Genomic DNA, 15,524 nt, shown 5'->3' with positions numbered 1-15,524 from the left:
CGTCTGGCGCACTCACGCATCGCATCAGATACCTCCTCGAAACGTCAGAAAAGCCCCTCAAGCCCTTAACGAAATGGTAAAATCGAGTTATTATTATGCCTCTCAAGACACTATTTCTGAACCCGCCCTCCTTCGAGAAGTTTGACGGTGGCGCCAGCTCCCGCTGGCCCGCAACCCGCGAGATCGAGTCCTACTGGTATCCCGTCTGGCTCACCTATCCAGCTGGCATGCTGGAAGGCTCCCGTCTCCTCGACGCCCCACCCCACCACATCAAGTGGCAGGAGGTCGTCGAGATCCTCAAGGACTACGAGTTCCTCGTGCTTTTCACCAGCACCATGGGCTGGGACGGTGACCAGAAGATGGCCGAGGTCATCAAGCAGACCTACCCGAATATCAAGATCTCCTTCGTCGGCCCTCCGGTGACCACCTCACCCGACAAAGCCCTCAACGAGTGCCCCGCGATCGATTTCATCTGCCGCCGCGAGTTCGACTTCTCCGTCGTCGAGTACGCCAACGGAAAGCCGCTCAACGAGATCCTCGGCATCAGCTACAAGGACAAATCCACCGGCAAGATCCTCCACAACCCCGACCGCCCACAGGTCACCCCGGAAGAGCTCGACGAGATGCCCTGGGCCACGGAGATCTATCACCGCGACCTCGACGTCACCAAGTACAACGTCCCCTTCCTCCTCCACCCTTACGTAGCGCTCTACTCCACCCGCGGCTGCCCCGCCCAGTGCACCTTCTGCCTCTGGCCCCAGACCCTCTCCGGCCATGCCTGGCGCAAGCGGTCTACGGATGATGTGGCGGCCGAGATGAAGCAGGCGAAGGAACTCTTCCCCCACGTCAAGGAGTTCTTCTTCGACGACGACACCTTCAACATCCAGAAGGCCCGCACCATCGAGCTCTGCGAAAAGCTGAAACCCCTCGGCCTCACCTGGTCCTGCACCTCGCGCGTCACCACCGACTACGACACCCTTAAAGCCATGAAGGAAGCCGGCTGCCGCCTCCTCATCGTCGGCTACGAGTCCGGTGACCCTCAGATCCTCAAGAACATCAAGAAGGGCGCCACCGTTCAACGTGCCCTCGACTTCCAGCGCGACTGCCACAAGCTCGGCCTCGTCGTCCACGGCGACTTCATCCTCGGACTCCCCGGAGAGACCCGCGAGTCGATCCGCAACACTATCGACTTCGCCAAGCAGCTCGACTGCGAGACCATTCAGGTCTCAATCGCCCACGCCTTCCCTGGCACCGAGTTCTTCGACTACGCCAAGGAGAACGGCTTCATCACCAACGAAGCCATGAGCGATGAGGGCGGCCACCAGATGGCGCACATCGAATACCCCGGCCTCCCCGTCGAGTACGTCATGGAGATGGTGCACAAGTTCTACGACGAGTATTACTTCCGCCCCAAGGCTGCCTTCCGTGTCGTCTGGCAGGCCATCGTCAACCGCGACGTGCCCCGCCTCTACACCGAGGCAAAGTCCTTCATGAGCCTCCGCTCCAAACGCAACAAGGCCGTGCGCGCCGTCAAGGAAGCCAACGCCGCCAAGGCGCAGGAATCCGTCAGCATGAACGCATAACTACCCTGTCGGCAAAGCATCTAACGAGCGGTCAGCATGCAGATGCTGGCCGCTTTCTCTTAGCTTTCACCACCGGGCTTTCAGCACCAGAACGGATCGATCAAGAGATGCAACACACCCTCACTCCCCGCCGCTGGCTCGTCCTCATCGCCGTCATGCTAGGCGCCTCCATCGGCGACGCACTCCTCGGCATCGGCATGAAGCAGCTCGGCCCCGTCTCCCTTCATCACCTCAGCGCACTCTTCTTCGCTCTCAAAAGCCCCTGGATCATCTCCGGCATCATCGTCTTGCTAGGCTTCATGGCCTGCTACATGACCGCCCTCAGCTGGGCCGACATCACCTTCGTCCTCCCCGCCACCGCCTTCGGCAACGTCATCGTCACCGTCCTCTCGCGCTTCTGGCTCCACGAGCACGTCTCCCGCTCCCGCTGGCTCGGCGTTGCCCTCATCGTCATCGGCGTAGGCTTCGTCGCCAACGGTCCCTCGCGCACCGAGCACGCCCCAGTAGAAGTCGAGGCCCTCCCATGAACTACGCCCTCCACACCTGGGCCACCATCGCCGTCGTCGTCCTCACCGCCACCGCCGGCGACATCCTCATCGCCGGCGGCATGCGCAAGCTAGGCGACCTCGACGACATCCGCGCCAAATCCGGCCTACTAGGCGCCATCAAAGCCGTCCTCTCCAGCGGCATGTTCCTCCTTGGAATCACCTGCATGGCCCTCAGCTTCTTCTCGCTCCTCTTCGCACTCTCCGGAGCAGACCTGAGCCTCATCGCCCCAGCAACGGCTTCTCTCACCTTCATCACCACCGCCGCTGCCGCAAAGTTCTTCCTCAAAGAAAACGTAGACAGCCGCCGCTGGATCGCCGCACTCTTCGTCTGCGCCGGCGTAGCATTGCTCGCAAAATAAACGAGAACCAAGCAAAGCAACTGCCCGTTCCGACCAACGGGAGAGGCCCCTCAAACTCCGCCTAGCAAGACAAGGTATACACGTCACGAAGTGACCGCCCCACGCGAAGTGGGCCCGTCCGGCAGGACATCTCGTCGCTAGCTACTCCCGACTAAACCACCGCATCAACCCACTGGCCGGAGTCTCCGCCGCCATAAATCGCTTCGAATCCCCCACCACCGCCCCCGCCGCCAGCCGCCCGCTCCGAACCCCACCCTCCATCGTCGAAGGCCACTCCGTCGCAGTCCAATCCCCCGCAAGAAAAAGCCCCGGCCACTCCGTTTGCTGCTTCGGACGAAACTGATCCAGCCCCGTCGTCACCGAGAACGTAGCCCGAGCCTCCTTCAATACCCCACTCTTCACCAGCTTCGCCTGCTTCACCTCAGGAAAGAACATCTCCAGCTCCCGCAAGGCCGACGAGAGAATCTCCTCCCGGGTCATGCTCAGCTGCGCCCGCGAGCCCGCGATCACCAACTCAACATAGCTTCCCTTCTCCTTCGCATACCGCCTGATTCGCGACTTATGAAAGAACCACTCAATCGTCGTATCCAGCAGCCACGCATGATCAAGCTCAGTAATCTCGCGGTCATACCAAAGCAAAATCGAAGTAAACGGCGAGTGCATCTGCCGAGCCATCTTCAACTCAAGATCATCCTTAGTCTCGGCATATCGTCCCGCAAACTCCTCATTCACCCGAACCGCCGGCAGCAGCCTCTGCGTCTGTTCAAACGGGAGCGCCAGAATCACAGCATCAGCCGTATACCCCGCGTCAGCCGTATAAATACGCCACCGTCCATCCCCCTCCCGCACCAACCCCTCTACGCTCGCCCGAAGCCGCACCGTCCCCCCGTGAGCCTCGATCATCCGCGCCTCTGCCGCATAAAACTCGCTCAGCGGAACCGTAGGTATCCCCAGCCGCCCACCCGTAGACGACTTCACAAACAGCTCATGAAAAACCTTGCCCGCATACCGAGTCGAGCAGTGCGACAGACGATCATTCAAAGTCGCCATCACAATCGGGCTCCAGAAGTGCCTAATCGAAAGCTCCGTCTGCTTCGTACGCTTCAGCCAATGCTCGACGCTCTCCGTATCTTCCGCCGGATACCCGCGAAAGAACTCCATTAGTCCACGCGCAAGCCCAATCTTGTCCTTCCACCCCAGCATCGACATGCGCGCAAAGCTGGGCGCGAAGTGAAACGGCGCAGGCAGATCGCTCGTCACAATCGTGCTGGCACTTCCATTCGGCTCGAGAAAAGTCTGTTCGTCATACCACCGAATCTTGCCCGCAGTGCCAGCCTGCTCGCAAAGCTCAATCAGGTTCGTGCAACATCCCAGCAGTACATGCTGCTGGTCCACCACCTCCCCCAGCGCAGGATGCTCATACGAGTAAGCTCTCCCGCCCACATAAGGCTTACGTTCAAGAACAGTTACAGACTTCCCTGCCCGCGCCAGCGCACTGGCCGCCGCAAGTCCCGCTGCACCGGCTCCAACAACAATCACATCGCTATGTGCTGTACCATTCACAGCGGGACCACTCACAATCCCACCACTCACAAAACCATCCGGTTGCGCACAGCCATCCCCATCCCTTGCGCCAGGATCAAAAGTTTCCGCGAGGTCGGCACACTCACGCGCTCCGAAAACACATCGTAGTTCTTCGCCATAATCCGCTCCAGCAGCCCGCGATAGATCGTCACCAGCACCCACAACGCCGCCCGGCTATCCTTGTCGATCAGCGGCAGCAACTCCTCGGCCGCAGCGTAATACATCAACGCCCGCGCCGCCTCCTGGGCCAGCAAACTCCGCACCACCTTCGTCTCAGCCTCCCGACGAACCACCTGCAGCAGCTGTTTCACCTCAACCCTGCCCGCAGTCAGATCCTGCAGCGGAAGATAGATCCGTCCACGCTCCGCATCCTCACTCACGTCCCGCAAAATATTGGTCAGCTGAAACGCAACGCCAGTCTTCTCCGCCAGCACCTCCGCCCGAGGATCGCTATACCCAAAGATGCGAATGCAAACCAGCCCCACCACCGACGCCACCAGATAGCAGTAGCGATACAACCCCTCAAAATCCTCGTACACCTGCAGCGTCTGCGTTTTATCTGCAACCGTATCAGTTACAAGAATCACATCGGCCTGCGACTCTTCGAGGTCCATCGTCGTACCCCGCACCAGGTCCTCCAGCAACGCATCCGGAATCGCAAACCTCTTCTGCGTATCGTTCAACGCCACAAAGACCGGATCATCCGACACCCCGCTCCGCCGCGCCTCCCGCCACGCACTCAGCCACTCCGACATCACCACACGCCGCTCCACCACCGGCATCGTCTCCTCATCGGAGATATCATCGGCCCGGCGCATAAACGCATACACCGCGCACATCGCATCTCTCTTAGGCTCCGGCAACACGCGAAACGAGTAGTAAAAATTCTTCGCCTCCCGCTGCGCAATCCCCGTGCACACGGCATAAGCCTCAACAATCGTCACGAAGTCATCCCCGCGCTCAGCTTGCCCAAAAGCGCCTCGATCAGCAGACCAGCCTTCCGCGTCTTCGACACCACCGGTCTTCCCCGCAGCACATCAAAGTCCTGCCTCGTAATGCCGTTCAGAATCGCCTCTCCTCCCTTGCGAAACAGATCCAGCACCACCTTCAGCTCTTTATCCACATGCAGGCTGATCTCTCCACCCTTCAGCAGCATCGCCCGCGTCCGCACCACCAGCTCCTGGATCATCCCGCGAAACTCCGGCGTAAACACTCGCCCCTCGATCTGCCCCTCCTCCACCCCGAACCGCACCATCGACTCCGCCGGAAGATACCGTCGCCCCCGCTCCTTATCCTCCACCACATCCTGCCAGAAGTTCGCCAGTTGCAGCGCCGTACAAACCTTGTCAGACATCAACGCCCGTGCCTCATCCGTATACCCGCACACCCAAAGCACCAGCCGCCCCACCGGATTCGCCGAGTAATGCGAGTACTCCAGCAACTCCTCCCAACTCCCATACTCCGTCTTGTACTGATCCATCCGAAACGCATGCAGCAGATCCAGAAAGAGCTGCCGCGGCGGATCGCACTCGCGAATCGTCTCCCGCAGCGCTACAAACACCGGATGCATCGACCGCTCCGGCGCGTCGTAGCACTCCTCCAGCATCGCGCCCCAGGTGTTCAGCAGACGAGTCGCCACCTCGCGATCCTCCACCTCATCCCCCAGGTCATCCGCCACCCGGCAGTACGCGTAGATGCTCTCGAAGTGCGGCCTCACCTTCGTCGGGAGAAAAAATGTCGCGACATGGAAGTTCTCATAGTGCGACGTCGCCAGCTCTCTGCACCAGGCCCGCGCCTCGGCAAGAGTCGGCCTCTCCAGCGGCGTCAAATACTCATGCGGAGCTCCCAGCAGCGCATGCTGCATCGCAGTCGTCTCGCTCACCGCGGCCCCCCAGCGGGAAAGACCGCCGTCTTGATGTCCCGCGCACTTCCATTCCGATGCATCATCCCCGCAAAGATCGCCGGCACCTCGTCCAGTCCCGCTCGCCCCGTAATGTACTCCGCGCACTTGAACCGCCCGCTCGTCACCAGCTCAAACGCCGTCCTGCAGGTCGCCGGCGTGTGGTGAAAGCTAGCCTTCAACGTAATGTCGCCATAGTGCAGCCGGTTCGTATCCAGCTTTACCTTCGTCCCGCTCGGTGGACCCCCAAAAAAATTCACCACCCCACCCTTCCGCACCATATCCACCCCCCACTCCCACGTCGCCGGAACCGCCACAGCCTCGATCACGATATCCGCGCCTCTTCCCGCAGGAGTCAGAGCACGCGTGGCCGCCACCACATCCGGCACCGCGCCCACATGAACCACCTCGCGCGCGCCAAACAGCTTAGCCGCCTCAATCTGGTCCTCGCGCTTCACCACGGCAATCACCTCTACCCCAGCGATCTCCGCCGCATGCATAAACATCAACCCAATCGGCCCCGCTCCGATCACCACCATCGTGTCCCCGGCCTTCGCTCCACTCTCCTCCAGCCCGCGCACCACACAAGCCAGAGGCTCAGTCAGCGCCGCAAACTCCAGCGGAACCCCCTCCGGCACAATTAACGTATTCTTCTCGACGATCCGCGCCGGAATCCGAATAAACTCCGCATACGCCCCATTGTTGAACAAAAGGTCTTCACAAAGATTCTGCTGTCCATGCCTGCAAAAAAAACAGACATCGCACGGAGCCGAGTTCAAAGCCACCACCCGGTCCCCCACCTTGAACGCCGTCACCCCGGCGCCCACCTCCTCCACCACCCCCGCCAGCTCATGCCCAAACGGCATCGGCGGCTTCAGCATCTTGGCATGATAGCCTCGGCGATAGACCTTCAGATCCGTCCCACAGGTCAGCGCCGCGCCCACCCGCACCACCAGCTCTCCGACACCGGCCTGCGGTATGGCCACGCGTTCCAGCCGCAGATCTTCCTTGCCGTACAACACCGCCGCCGTCATCTCAGCATTCACTCTTCTATCTTCTCATTCCCGGCCGGATTGGTGCACATTTCGCCATCCCTCAAATCGTTCAAAACATGCAATCCTCACCGCAACCCCAGCATCTGATAATCTGAGCCACATAAACATGCCCTTTGTCTCCCCAGAGATCTTCGCCAAGGAAAGACTCGCCGCGATCCAGGACTACTCCATCCTGTCCTGGCGGGCCGTCGTCAATCTCTTCACCCGCCCACGCTATCTGGCCGACATCTACACCCAGATGGACTACATCGGCGTCGGCTCCATGCCCATCGTCGTCCTCACCGGCTTCTTCACCGGCTGCGTCCTCGCCCTCCAGTCCGCCACCTCGCTCGAGGCCTTCGGCTCCGTCAGCCTCACCGGCAATCTCGTCGCCCTCTCCATGGTCAAAGAACTCGGCCCCGTCCTCACCGGCCTCATGGTCTCCGGCCGCAACGCCTCCGGCATGGCCTCCGAGATCGGCTCCATGAAGGTCACCGAACAGATCGACGCCATGCGAGCCCTCGGTACCGACCCCGTCCGCAAGCTCGTCACCCCACGCCTCTACGCCACCGTCTTCATGCTCTTCTTCCTCACCATCATGTCCGACGCCTGCGGTATAGCCGGCGGCGCGCTCATCAGCGTTGCCCTGCTCGGACTCAACGGCTCCTCGTACTTCCATAATTCCTACCGCGCCCTCCAGTACGGAGACGTCGTCCAGGGCCTCACCAAGCCCCTCTTCTCCGGCTTCATCATCGCCACCGTCGGCTGCTACTTCGGCATGAACACCAAAGGCGGTACCCAGGGTGTCGGCAAAGCCACCACCCAGGCCGTCGTCGTCTCCTCGGTCTTCATCATCATCGTCGACCTCCTCGTCACCCGCGCCATGATCGGCGTCTTCGGCAGGTAAGGCAGCAATCTCACCCCAATGGCAGACCTCGCCCAATCCGACTCCGCAACCCTCGAGCAGCAGCCCGACTCGAAGGAGCCCATCGTAGTCGTCGACAACGTCTCCATCATCTTCGACGTCAAGCCCGTCCTCCAGAACGTCTCCTTCACCGTCCAGCGCGGTGAAACCCGCATCATCCTCGGCCCCGCCGGCGGCGGAAAATCCGTCCTCCTCAAACTCATCAACGGCCTCCTCAAGCCCGACACCGGCTCCATCCGTGTCTTCGGCGAAGACGTCTCCACCATGCGTGAGACCGAGCTCTTCAAGCTCCGCAGCCGCATCGGCATGGTCTTTCAGGAGTCAGCCCTCTTCGACTCCATCTCCGTCGGCGATAACGTCTCCTACCGCCTCCACGAAGACCACCTCCCCGAAGAGGAAACGCACGCACGCGTCGTCGAAGCCCTCCGCTTCGTCGAGCTCGAAAACACCATCGAGAAGTTCCCCTCCGAACTCTCCGGCGGAATGCGCCGCCGCGTCTCCATCGCCCGCGCCATCATCACCAACCCCGACCTCATCCTCTACGACTCCCCCACCGGCGGCCTCGACCCCATCACCTCCACCACCATCATCGACCTCGTCATCAAGCAGCGCGACGTCACCCACACCACCTCGCTCGTCATCACCCACCGCATCCAGGACGCCTACCTCCTCGCCCGCAGCCGCTTCAACACCGAGACCGGCAAAGTCGAACAGATCCCCAACAATGGCATCGATGACAGCACAAAGTTCCTCGTCCTCAACGAGGGCAAAGTCGTCTTCGATGGCACCACCGAAGAGCTCGTCCACTCCACCGACCCCTGGCTCAAGGAGTACCTCTCCTAACCAGCCTCGATCTTTTGCTCCAAGACCGAAGCGAGCAGCACGCCGCTTCAACCGCTATGAGCCGCCTTCGGAATCAGCATCTTATTCTCCACAAACACCGCATCATGTGCCACCGAGCAAGCAATCGCCGCACGAAACCCACACTGCACATCGGCAAAGATCGCATGCTCCCCGCGCACAGCCTCCACAAACGAGCGAGCCGCCGCCAGCGTTGGATCCTCCGAACTCGCCACAACAACCTTCTCGCCCGGCCCACGATACGGCATCTCGCCCGCGGTCGAATACGAGGCCCCCGTCACCACGCCACGCTCAACGACGGTCTTGCCCTCTGCCTGATCGGCGGTCGGCTTATTCGAACGATTCTTCTCGAAGTACATCGTGGCGTCTTCGATCGTGATCTGCACGCTCCCGGCCGTGCCATAGATCCAGAGCTCACACCCAACCTTCGCATTATCCGTAATCGACGAGAACACCAGCCGCCGCCCTTGAGAGTAATTAAAAACCGACTGCACATTATCGCCAACTGTGCGTCCATCGTGATAACGGCAGATGCTGTTGGTCCCAATCACGCTCTCAGGCTGTTCGCCAAAGACCCAGTTCGCCATATCGATATGATGCGAGCCCAACTCCGTGCCCAGCCCACCCGAGCTCTCGCGATACAACCGCCAGTTGATCAGCCGCTCCAGCTTTCCATCGGGATCAGGCGAAGGAACACTCCGCCGCCAATCGCCGTTGCGATGCCAGTAGGCATACACGTGCGTCGGCGTTCCAATCTCGCCGGCATGCACCCGGCGTATTGCCTCCCGCACCCAAGACGCATAGCGATACTCATGCCCAATCTGAAACAGGACCTTGCTACGCACCACCGCGTCGAGAATATTCTGGTTGTCCTCCACCGTGAAGCCCAGCGCCTTCTCTCCATAGATCGCCCGGCCCGTCTTCGCCGTGGCGATCACATGTTCCGCATGACACGCCACCGGCGAGGCGATCATCACCGCGTCGATATCGTTGCGCGCCAGCAACTCGTTGTAGTCGGCTGTATGTGGCACCTCTTTGCCAACAAGGCGATTCACCTGCTCGTACCGCGGAGGATAGATGTCGCAGATGGCCTCGACCGAGACTCCGGGCACACGCAGAAACTGGCGAAGGTTCTCCTGCCCTCTGCTGCCCGCGCCGATGATACCCAGCCGAACAGGTTTCACCGCCGGCACAGCAGCGCGGGCGATCGTGGTTGAGGCAAGAGCAGCAGCGGAGGCGGATTGTAGAAAGTCACGACGGTTCATAGTTGGCCTTGGAAGCTAAAACAGTTTCAGAAAACAGTTCAGAGAGCACAATGGGTTGAGTCAATCGAGCTTGTCCCATGACTTATCCAGTGAAAGGTGGTGCAACGTGCAGCCCCCGCATCGCCGGAGACGATCAAAGCATGAGCATCCGGAGCAAAGGCCCTGAGCGTAGCAACACTCTGCTCCGGTGTTTCGACAAAGACGACGTTCGAGAGCGCATCGCTCGCAGTTGCCGAAGGAGCAACAACGCTCACCTGGATCCTGCCTTCCACCGGACGCATCGTGCGCGGGTCCATGATGTGGCAGTAACGATGACCACCCAGCGTGAAGTTCTTCTGACTGCAATCGGCGCTCGAGAGCGAGGTATCGCGCAGAGTAATCACCGAGAGCGTCTTCTGCGAAGGCAAAGGCCCCGGAACGACGACACGCCATCCCGTCTTGTGCGGCGGCGCGCCCAACGCATACACCGTGCTGCTGCCCGCAGAAAGCATCGCCGCCACGATGTGATCGGCACGCAGAATGCGAACCGCCGCATCCACAGCAAAACCCTTGCCGATCCCTCCCGGATCGAGTTCAATCCCCGGCGAGGTGAACTGCACCGTGCGGGCAGCCGGATCAAGCTTCACCTTCTCCCACCCTGTTACTGCACGAAGATCTTCAAGTTCGGAGTCCATCGGAATACGTCCATCGTAACGGAAAAACCCCCACGCCTTCATCAGACGGCCCACCGTAATATCGAAGGCCCCGCTGCTGGCCTGGCTCCAGTGCTCGGACTGCTCTAAAAAATCCAGCATCTCCGGGTCAGTTGTCACGGGACCAGCGCCGGCGTTCTGATTGATCCGTGACAGCTCGCTCGAGTTGCGATAGTTCGAGAGCAGCTGCTCAATCCGGTCGACCTCGTCGAAGACCTCCTCGGACGCAGCAGCCGCAACCGCAGGGCTCGCGCTGTAGAGGTACAAAGTGAACTCTGTACCCATCGCAGGATGCGTCGTTATAAACAACCTGAGCGGCGAAGGCGACGGCGCAGCTGCAACCGCCAGTGGTGCCACGCTCAGAGTGATCGCAAGCCAGACGACTGCCAGCCAGCGCCTCATCTCTTCCCTTTCTTCCACTCCTCATAAGGAATCCGCGGAATATTCAAGAACGAGTCCCGCGTCTTCACATAAGCCCCCAGCCCATTCATCCGGCCAATCGCATGCAACTCCTCGGACAGCACATAAGGCCCCGCCGGATCGACAAACTTGTCCTCGATGTAAATCGACACCACCCGCCCCAGCACAATCCGCGACCGGCCAATCTCCATCGTCGTAAACTCTCTGCACTCGAGCGCCGCATGAGCCTGCGCGATCCGCGGCACGTTCACCACCTGCGAGGGCGCAGTCGTAAACCCGGCCATCTCCACCTCATCAAACTCCGCAGGAAAATCCGTAGCGCAGATGTTCATCTGCTGTGCGATATCCTCGGTCACCACGTTCACCACAAACTCCCCCGTCCGCCGGATATTCCGCGCCGTATCCTTCGGCACAAAATGCTCCGACGGACGATTCATCACGCCCAGCCCGACGATCGGAGGATCGGTGCAAAGGTAGTTGTACGAGCTATAAGGCGCAGCATTCATCCTGCCCTCTTCGTTCATGCTCGTCACCAGCGCAATCGGCCGAGGCGCCACCAGACCGATCAGCAGGTTATAGGTCTCACGCGCCTTTATCTTCTCAACATCAAAAATCATCGTTACTCCTGGTCCCCTTCAGCAGCCTAGCACCGAATCCCAAGCGATGAGTCACTCACCTATAGTCGTCATCCTGCGCCCTCAACCATCGTCATCCTGAGCGAAGTTGCTCACGGCACTTTGTGAGCAACGCAGTCGAAGGATCCCCGTATTTGTCTTTGTCCTTGCTGTTGTTCTTCGTCCATAAGCCAGTAGCCACCGCTGAACTCGCCGCCCTCCGATTCTCCGATCTGCCTAAAACCGAAAGAACCCAAACTGCGTCCTCCGCCGATCTCCAAAAAACCTGTCAAGCCCCAAAACAACGAAACCCGCGCCACACAAGGAGAATCACGTGGCGTATGAGTTTCACTCCAACGGCTATACTGGTAGCAAGATCCAAGACACACATCAGCCCCGGAGACCCTCCGGGGCTAATTCATTGATAATAAATATTTTAGCAACAACCCATTTGTTATGAATAGCTTACAGCCACGACCCACCTGTAAGCCACTGAATATAAGCACCTTACTCCCAAAATACCTCCTAGCCTAGGGGGAGGGGGAGGGGTCTGAGCCCAGCCAAGGAACCTCAGCCGCTAACCCAAGCCGCCCTAAGCCAGCCAAAAGATAGCCACGAAAACGCCACAGCAGCCACAGTTCACACCACAAACTCACCACAAGCTGCGGCAGTGCCGGCTCGCACCCACGCGAAAAAAACGCCCGCAAACAGCCAAAGCTGCTTCACGGGCGTATCACAATCTGCAACGAAAAAAGATGGAGAGAGCCAAAAGCCGACTCTCTCCCAACGACAACTTAGTAAGGCCGGTAGTAACCAGGACCGTAGTAGCCAGGCGGAGGAGGAGGAGGATAACGGCGACGGAACTGTGGATCCGCGCCCACCGGAACACCTGCACCCAGTCGGTTCAACTCAGCCTGAGACACCGTCGTAATGTCCGCCGGTTGCGTCAGATGGAAGACCAGGATCGCCTCAGGAGGCAGCTCTGCCTCGCCCCGGCCCGAAGCCGCCGACACGCCGAGACCGGCCACGCCGCCAACCCCGGCACCGACAGCCGCCCCCACGCCGCCGCCGGCAACCGCACCGATCAACGCGCCAACCGCGCCCAGCCCCACCGTATTCCCTACCGTGTTCCCCGTCTTATCCACCCCCTGGTGCCACCAGAAATCGGTAGCAATCGGGTAGACCCTGCCGCCCAGCGAAACAGAATTGAGCTGCAACTTCAACTCGCCCTTGCCCTTCAACTCGCCCGCAGTATGCACCCCCACCACAGTTCCCTGGATAGAAGCACCACGTGGAATCGCGATCGAATTACCAGCCACCACGTCATTCAGAACCACTCCGTCAAACGAAGTCCCGACCGTGGTGCTCTTGCTGTTCAACCCCTGGTTGATCCGAACCCGAAGGTTGGCTCCAATCGGCACCACAACGGCGTCTCCACCCTTCTGCGCCACATAAGGCCGCTGCGGAGGATACTGCGAAGGATAAGGCTGCCCATAAGCCGGATACTGCCCCGGCTGCTGCTGTCCCGGATAAGGCGGTGGATACTGTCCCCCCTGCCCACCATAAGCTGGAGGATACTGACCACCCTGCTGCCCCTGATAAGGCGGGGGATTCTGACCACCCTGTTGCCCCTGGTAAGGGGGTGGGTACGGGCTGGCCTGCTGGGAACCCTGCGGCGCAGCAGGTGCACTCGGACTGTTTGGAGACGGAGTGCTCTGCGCTTGCGGAGGAGCAACCGAGCCATCAGATTGCAGATTTGGATTCGTTCCCTGAGAGGAGTCCTGCTGTTGCTGCGAAGAGTTGTCAGTAGCAGCCGGGACCGCACCAACGACCAACTGGTCCACAACCTTTTGCACTCCGGCCGTATTCGAAACCACGTGATCCGCAAGATCACGCGACGGCTCATCCCGCACCGTGCCACTCAGCGTCACGACGCCATAAACGGTAGTCGAGGTGATCGCCTGATCGGCCAACTCCGGGGCACCCGCTAAAGCCTTCAGAACACTTGCCTCAATCTCGGCATCGGGCACAGTCGCTGGCTTGGCCTGCGCTAACCCCACGCCACCCTTCGACGCCAGACTGGCCATCAAAAATGCCGTCATCGCGAACTTGAAAAACTTGCGCTGAAACCCCTCGTACATATGCCCCCGCTCCCTCCGGCGCAGCACTCTATCGCCACGCTAACATCCTTATTGATGCAGACTCGGTTTTCGGGTAAAAGTTCCGTTCAATCTATCTCGACACAGACAAGAAACCCGCCCTTAGCTCCACTTCAGGCTAATTGACCTAAGCTGGGAGTAACGGTATATTCAAAGAGCGGGGTGGAGCAGCCCGGTAGCTCGTTGGGCTCATAACCCAAAGGTCGTAGGTTCAAATCCTACCCCCGCAACCACTTAGCGAAAACGCTAACCCCAGATAACCCCACGTAAGAGAAGCCAACAATTCTCCGTGGGGTTTGGTTGTTTCTGGAGGCGTTTCCGTTCATCGCTACGAGCTCCTCAAGATCTTGCTACAACTGCTGTGTTCGCATCGCGTTTGGACTCCATCAGAGCGTTCCCACAAACGTTCATGGTGGTCGCAACCTGGGCGTGCCGCATCAGCTTGTGTTGGATGCCGATGGGAGCACCCGTGTCATCGAGCCACGAACGATAGGTATGCCGGAAGGTGTGCCAGCCGACATGGCCATACTTGCCCGCCGCCTCCCAGCGCTCATCGTGAATCGGTAGACGCTTTCCGTTGGGCACCGGGGAGTCTGTAAAACACCAGACGCCGGCACCTGCCCCACACGTTGGACACGCCACGAGACAGCACCATGCAGGACGGAAGTAGTCCTGTTGGATGGGCGACGCGTGGTAGTGGCGTCCCGTGACGGGACTCGTGAAAAGAAGCTCAGATTCCTGAACCTCGATTCCGGTTCTCTCGAACGCCTCTCGGGCCTCTCGTTCGCATTGGCGTATCCAGTCCAAAAGGATCGCCGCGAGGTCCGGATCGAGCGGCAACTCATCCTCGGAGGTCCTCGCGATCGAGAAGCCGGACATTCACTTTGAGAAACTCAGCATTCAGCTCTTCGCCACCAGCACCATCGTGCGATAGGGCTGCGGTACGAGTTCAAAGCCCATAAAGAACTGATCGACCGTCAGGATCAATGGCCGCTTCCGCCGCTTGCTGATCCCTTTGATCTCCACGAGTTGCATAGGATTGCGCTGCCATTCGACCAGTTCCCAAAACATCGCCTTCTCGAACAAGCGGTGCATGACAGCCTTGATATGGCCTTTGGTCTTCGGTGCCAAATTAAGGCCCTTCAGCCACTCCTGGATCTTCATCGGCTTCATCCGAGAGACGCGGGTGGTTCCCCATTTTTCCCGGATGCGCTTGATGTTGCTGAGGTAGCCAGAAGCAGTTGAATAGCTCAGTTCGCTAATGTCATCGCTTCGTTCACCAGGGCGCACGCTCTTGATTTCAAGCAAGCGTTCCTCGGTGATGAAACGATCAAGGATGATGTCAAAGGTTGGGTCTAATACAGCGAGGGTTGGATTTTCATCAGGAGGTCTCTCGATCGTCTCTAAGGGTGTTCGCCTGTCGCATAAAACCTAGAAACTCATTGAGCCTTCACATAGCTGCATGCGACTGGGAACAGAACACCTATTTATGGGAACAATACGCGGTTCTACGAGTATCTCCAGGGCCATAAGAGGGCCTCTCAGAGTCAATAGCTTAGCGGTTGCCCAAATTTTGGCAC

At 59.6% G+C, this 15,524-nt stretch carries 15 protein-coding genes and 1 tRNA gene; 6 read left to right on the top strand and 10 right to left on the bottom strand.

The annotated features are described in order from the left end of the window. Positions 1-95 precede the first annotated feature (95 nt). The 3 genes from hpnJ (at position 96) to HDF10_RS17935 (ending at position 2,490) form a co-directional block, all read left to right on the top strand. On the top strand, positions 96-1,583 hold the full coding sequence (gene hpnJ, locus HDF10_RS17945) for a hopanoid biosynthesis associated radical SAM protein HpnJ (RefSeq protein WP_183815878.1): 1,488 nt from the start codon (positions 96-98) through the stop codon (positions 1,581-1,583). Positions 1,584-1,690: 107 nt separating this feature from the next. Next, positions 1,691-2,110, top strand: a complete 420-nt coding sequence (locus tag HDF10_RS17940; RefSeq protein ID WP_183815872.1) for an EamA family transporter — start codon at positions 1,691-1,693, stop codon at positions 2,108-2,110. Continuing rightward, positions 2,107-2,490 carry a hypothetical protein gene (locus HDF10_RS17935; protein ID WP_183815870.1) on the top strand — a complete coding sequence of 128 codons (384 nt, stop codon included), beginning with the start codon at positions 2,107-2,109 and terminating at the stop codon, positions 2,488-2,490. The genes HDF10_RS17940 and HDF10_RS17935 overlap by 4 nt, the downstream gene beginning before the upstream one ends. Positions 2,491-2,631: 141 nt before the next feature. Here HDF10_RS17935 and hpnE read toward each other — a convergent pair whose 3' ends face one another. Genes hpnE through HDF10_RS17915 form a run of 4 tightly spaced genes read right to left on the bottom strand, consistent with a single transcriptional unit; the run spans position 2,632 to position 7,008 of the window. Next, positions 2,632-4,083 carry a hydroxysqualene dehydroxylase HpnE gene (hpnE, locus tag HDF10_RS17930; protein WP_311732810.1) on the bottom strand — a complete coding sequence of 484 codons (1,452 nt, stop codon included), beginning with the start codon at positions 4,081-4,083 and terminating at the stop codon, positions 2,632-2,634. Continuing rightward, a complete protein-coding gene (locus HDF10_RS17925; RefSeq protein WP_183815868.1) occupies positions 4,080-5,018 on the bottom strand; it encodes a phytoene/squalene synthase family protein in 939 nt (312 codons plus the stop codon). The genes hpnE and HDF10_RS17925 overlap by 4 nt, the downstream gene beginning before the upstream one ends. Then, positions 5,015-5,956, bottom strand: a complete 942-nt coding sequence (hpnC, locus tag HDF10_RS17920) for a squalene synthase HpnC (protein ID WP_311732809.1) — start codon at positions 5,954-5,956, stop codon at positions 5,015-5,017. The genes HDF10_RS17925 and hpnC overlap by 4 nt, the downstream gene beginning before the upstream one ends. Next, a complete protein-coding gene (locus tag HDF10_RS17915; RefSeq protein WP_183816197.1) occupies positions 5,953-7,008 on the bottom strand; it encodes a zinc-dependent alcohol dehydrogenase in 1,056 nt (351 codons plus the stop codon). Before HDF10_RS17915 ends, hpnC begins: the two co-directional genes overlap by 4 nt. 127 nt (positions 7,009-7,135) lie before the next feature. Here HDF10_RS17915 and HDF10_RS17910 point away from each other — a divergent pair, with 127 nt between their 5' ends. Both HDF10_RS17910 and HDF10_RS17905 read left to right on the top strand, forming a co-directional pair. Then, complete coding sequence (locus HDF10_RS17910; RefSeq protein WP_183815866.1) at positions 7,136-7,915, top strand: MlaE family ABC transporter permease; 780 nt, start codon at positions 7,136-7,138, stop codon at positions 7,913-7,915. Between the two features lie 18 nt (positions 7,916-7,933). Continuing rightward, positions 7,934-8,776 carry an ABC transporter ATP-binding protein gene (locus HDF10_RS17905; protein WP_183815864.1) on the top strand — a complete coding sequence of 281 codons (843 nt, stop codon included), beginning with the start codon at positions 7,934-7,936 and terminating at the stop codon, positions 8,774-8,776. Positions 8,777-8,823: 47 nt separating this feature from the next. On the opposite strand, the gene HDF10_RS17900 is transcribed toward HDF10_RS17905, so the two are convergent. The 4 genes from HDF10_RS17900 to HDF10_RS17885 form a co-directional block, all read right to left on the bottom strand. Further along, a complete protein-coding gene (locus HDF10_RS17900) occupies positions 8,824-10,059 on the bottom strand; it encodes a Gfo/Idh/MocA family protein (RefSeq protein ID WP_183815855.1) in 1,236 nt (411 codons plus the stop codon). Between the two features lie 38 nt (positions 10,060-10,097). Then, positions 10,098-11,153 (bottom strand): FAD:protein FMN transferase, encoded by a 1,056-nt coding sequence (locus HDF10_RS17895; protein WP_183815853.1) that lies wholly within the window; start codon positions 11,151-11,153, stop codon positions 10,098-10,100. Continuing rightward, complete coding sequence (locus tag HDF10_RS17890) at positions 11,150-11,788, bottom strand: flavin reductase family protein (protein WP_183815851.1); 639 nt, start codon at positions 11,786-11,788, stop codon at positions 11,150-11,152. Before HDF10_RS17890 ends, HDF10_RS17895 begins: the two co-directional genes overlap by 4 nt. Positions 11,789-12,579: 791 nt before the next feature. After that, positions 12,580-13,926, bottom strand: coding sequence for a BON domain-containing protein (locus HDF10_RS17885; RefSeq protein ID WP_183815849.1), 1,347 nt, complete (start codon positions 13,924-13,926; stop codon positions 12,580-12,582). Positions 13,927-14,100: 174 nt separating this feature from the next. Here HDF10_RS17885 and HDF10_RS17880 point away from each other — a divergent pair. After that, positions 14,101-14,177 (top strand) — tRNA-Met (locus HDF10_RS17880). Between the two features lie 106 nt (positions 14,178-14,283). Here the strand turns inward: HDF10_RS17880 and HDF10_RS21600 are convergent. Together HDF10_RS21600 and HDF10_RS17870 are read right to left on the bottom strand one after the other, a co-directional pair. Beyond that, positions 14,284-14,823, bottom strand: coding sequence for a zinc finger domain-containing protein (locus HDF10_RS21600; protein WP_455685156.1), 540 nt, complete (start codon positions 14,821-14,823; stop codon positions 14,284-14,286). Between the two features lie 21 nt (positions 14,824-14,844). Further along, positions 14,845-15,252, bottom strand: a complete 408-nt coding sequence (locus HDF10_RS17870) for a hypothetical protein (RefSeq protein ID WP_183815846.1) — start codon at positions 15,250-15,252, stop codon at positions 14,845-14,847. Between the last annotated feature and the right edge of the window lie 272 nt (positions 15,253-15,524).

It is taken from the genome of Tunturiibacter empetritectus (assembly GCF_014201375.1).
Lineage (GTDB): Bacteria > Acidobacteriota > Terriglobia > Terriglobales > Acidobacteriaceae > Edaphobacter > Edaphobacter lichenicola_D.
The sequence above is the reverse complement of the archived record's forward strand: the minus strand, read 5'-3'. Positions and strand labels throughout refer to the sequence as shown.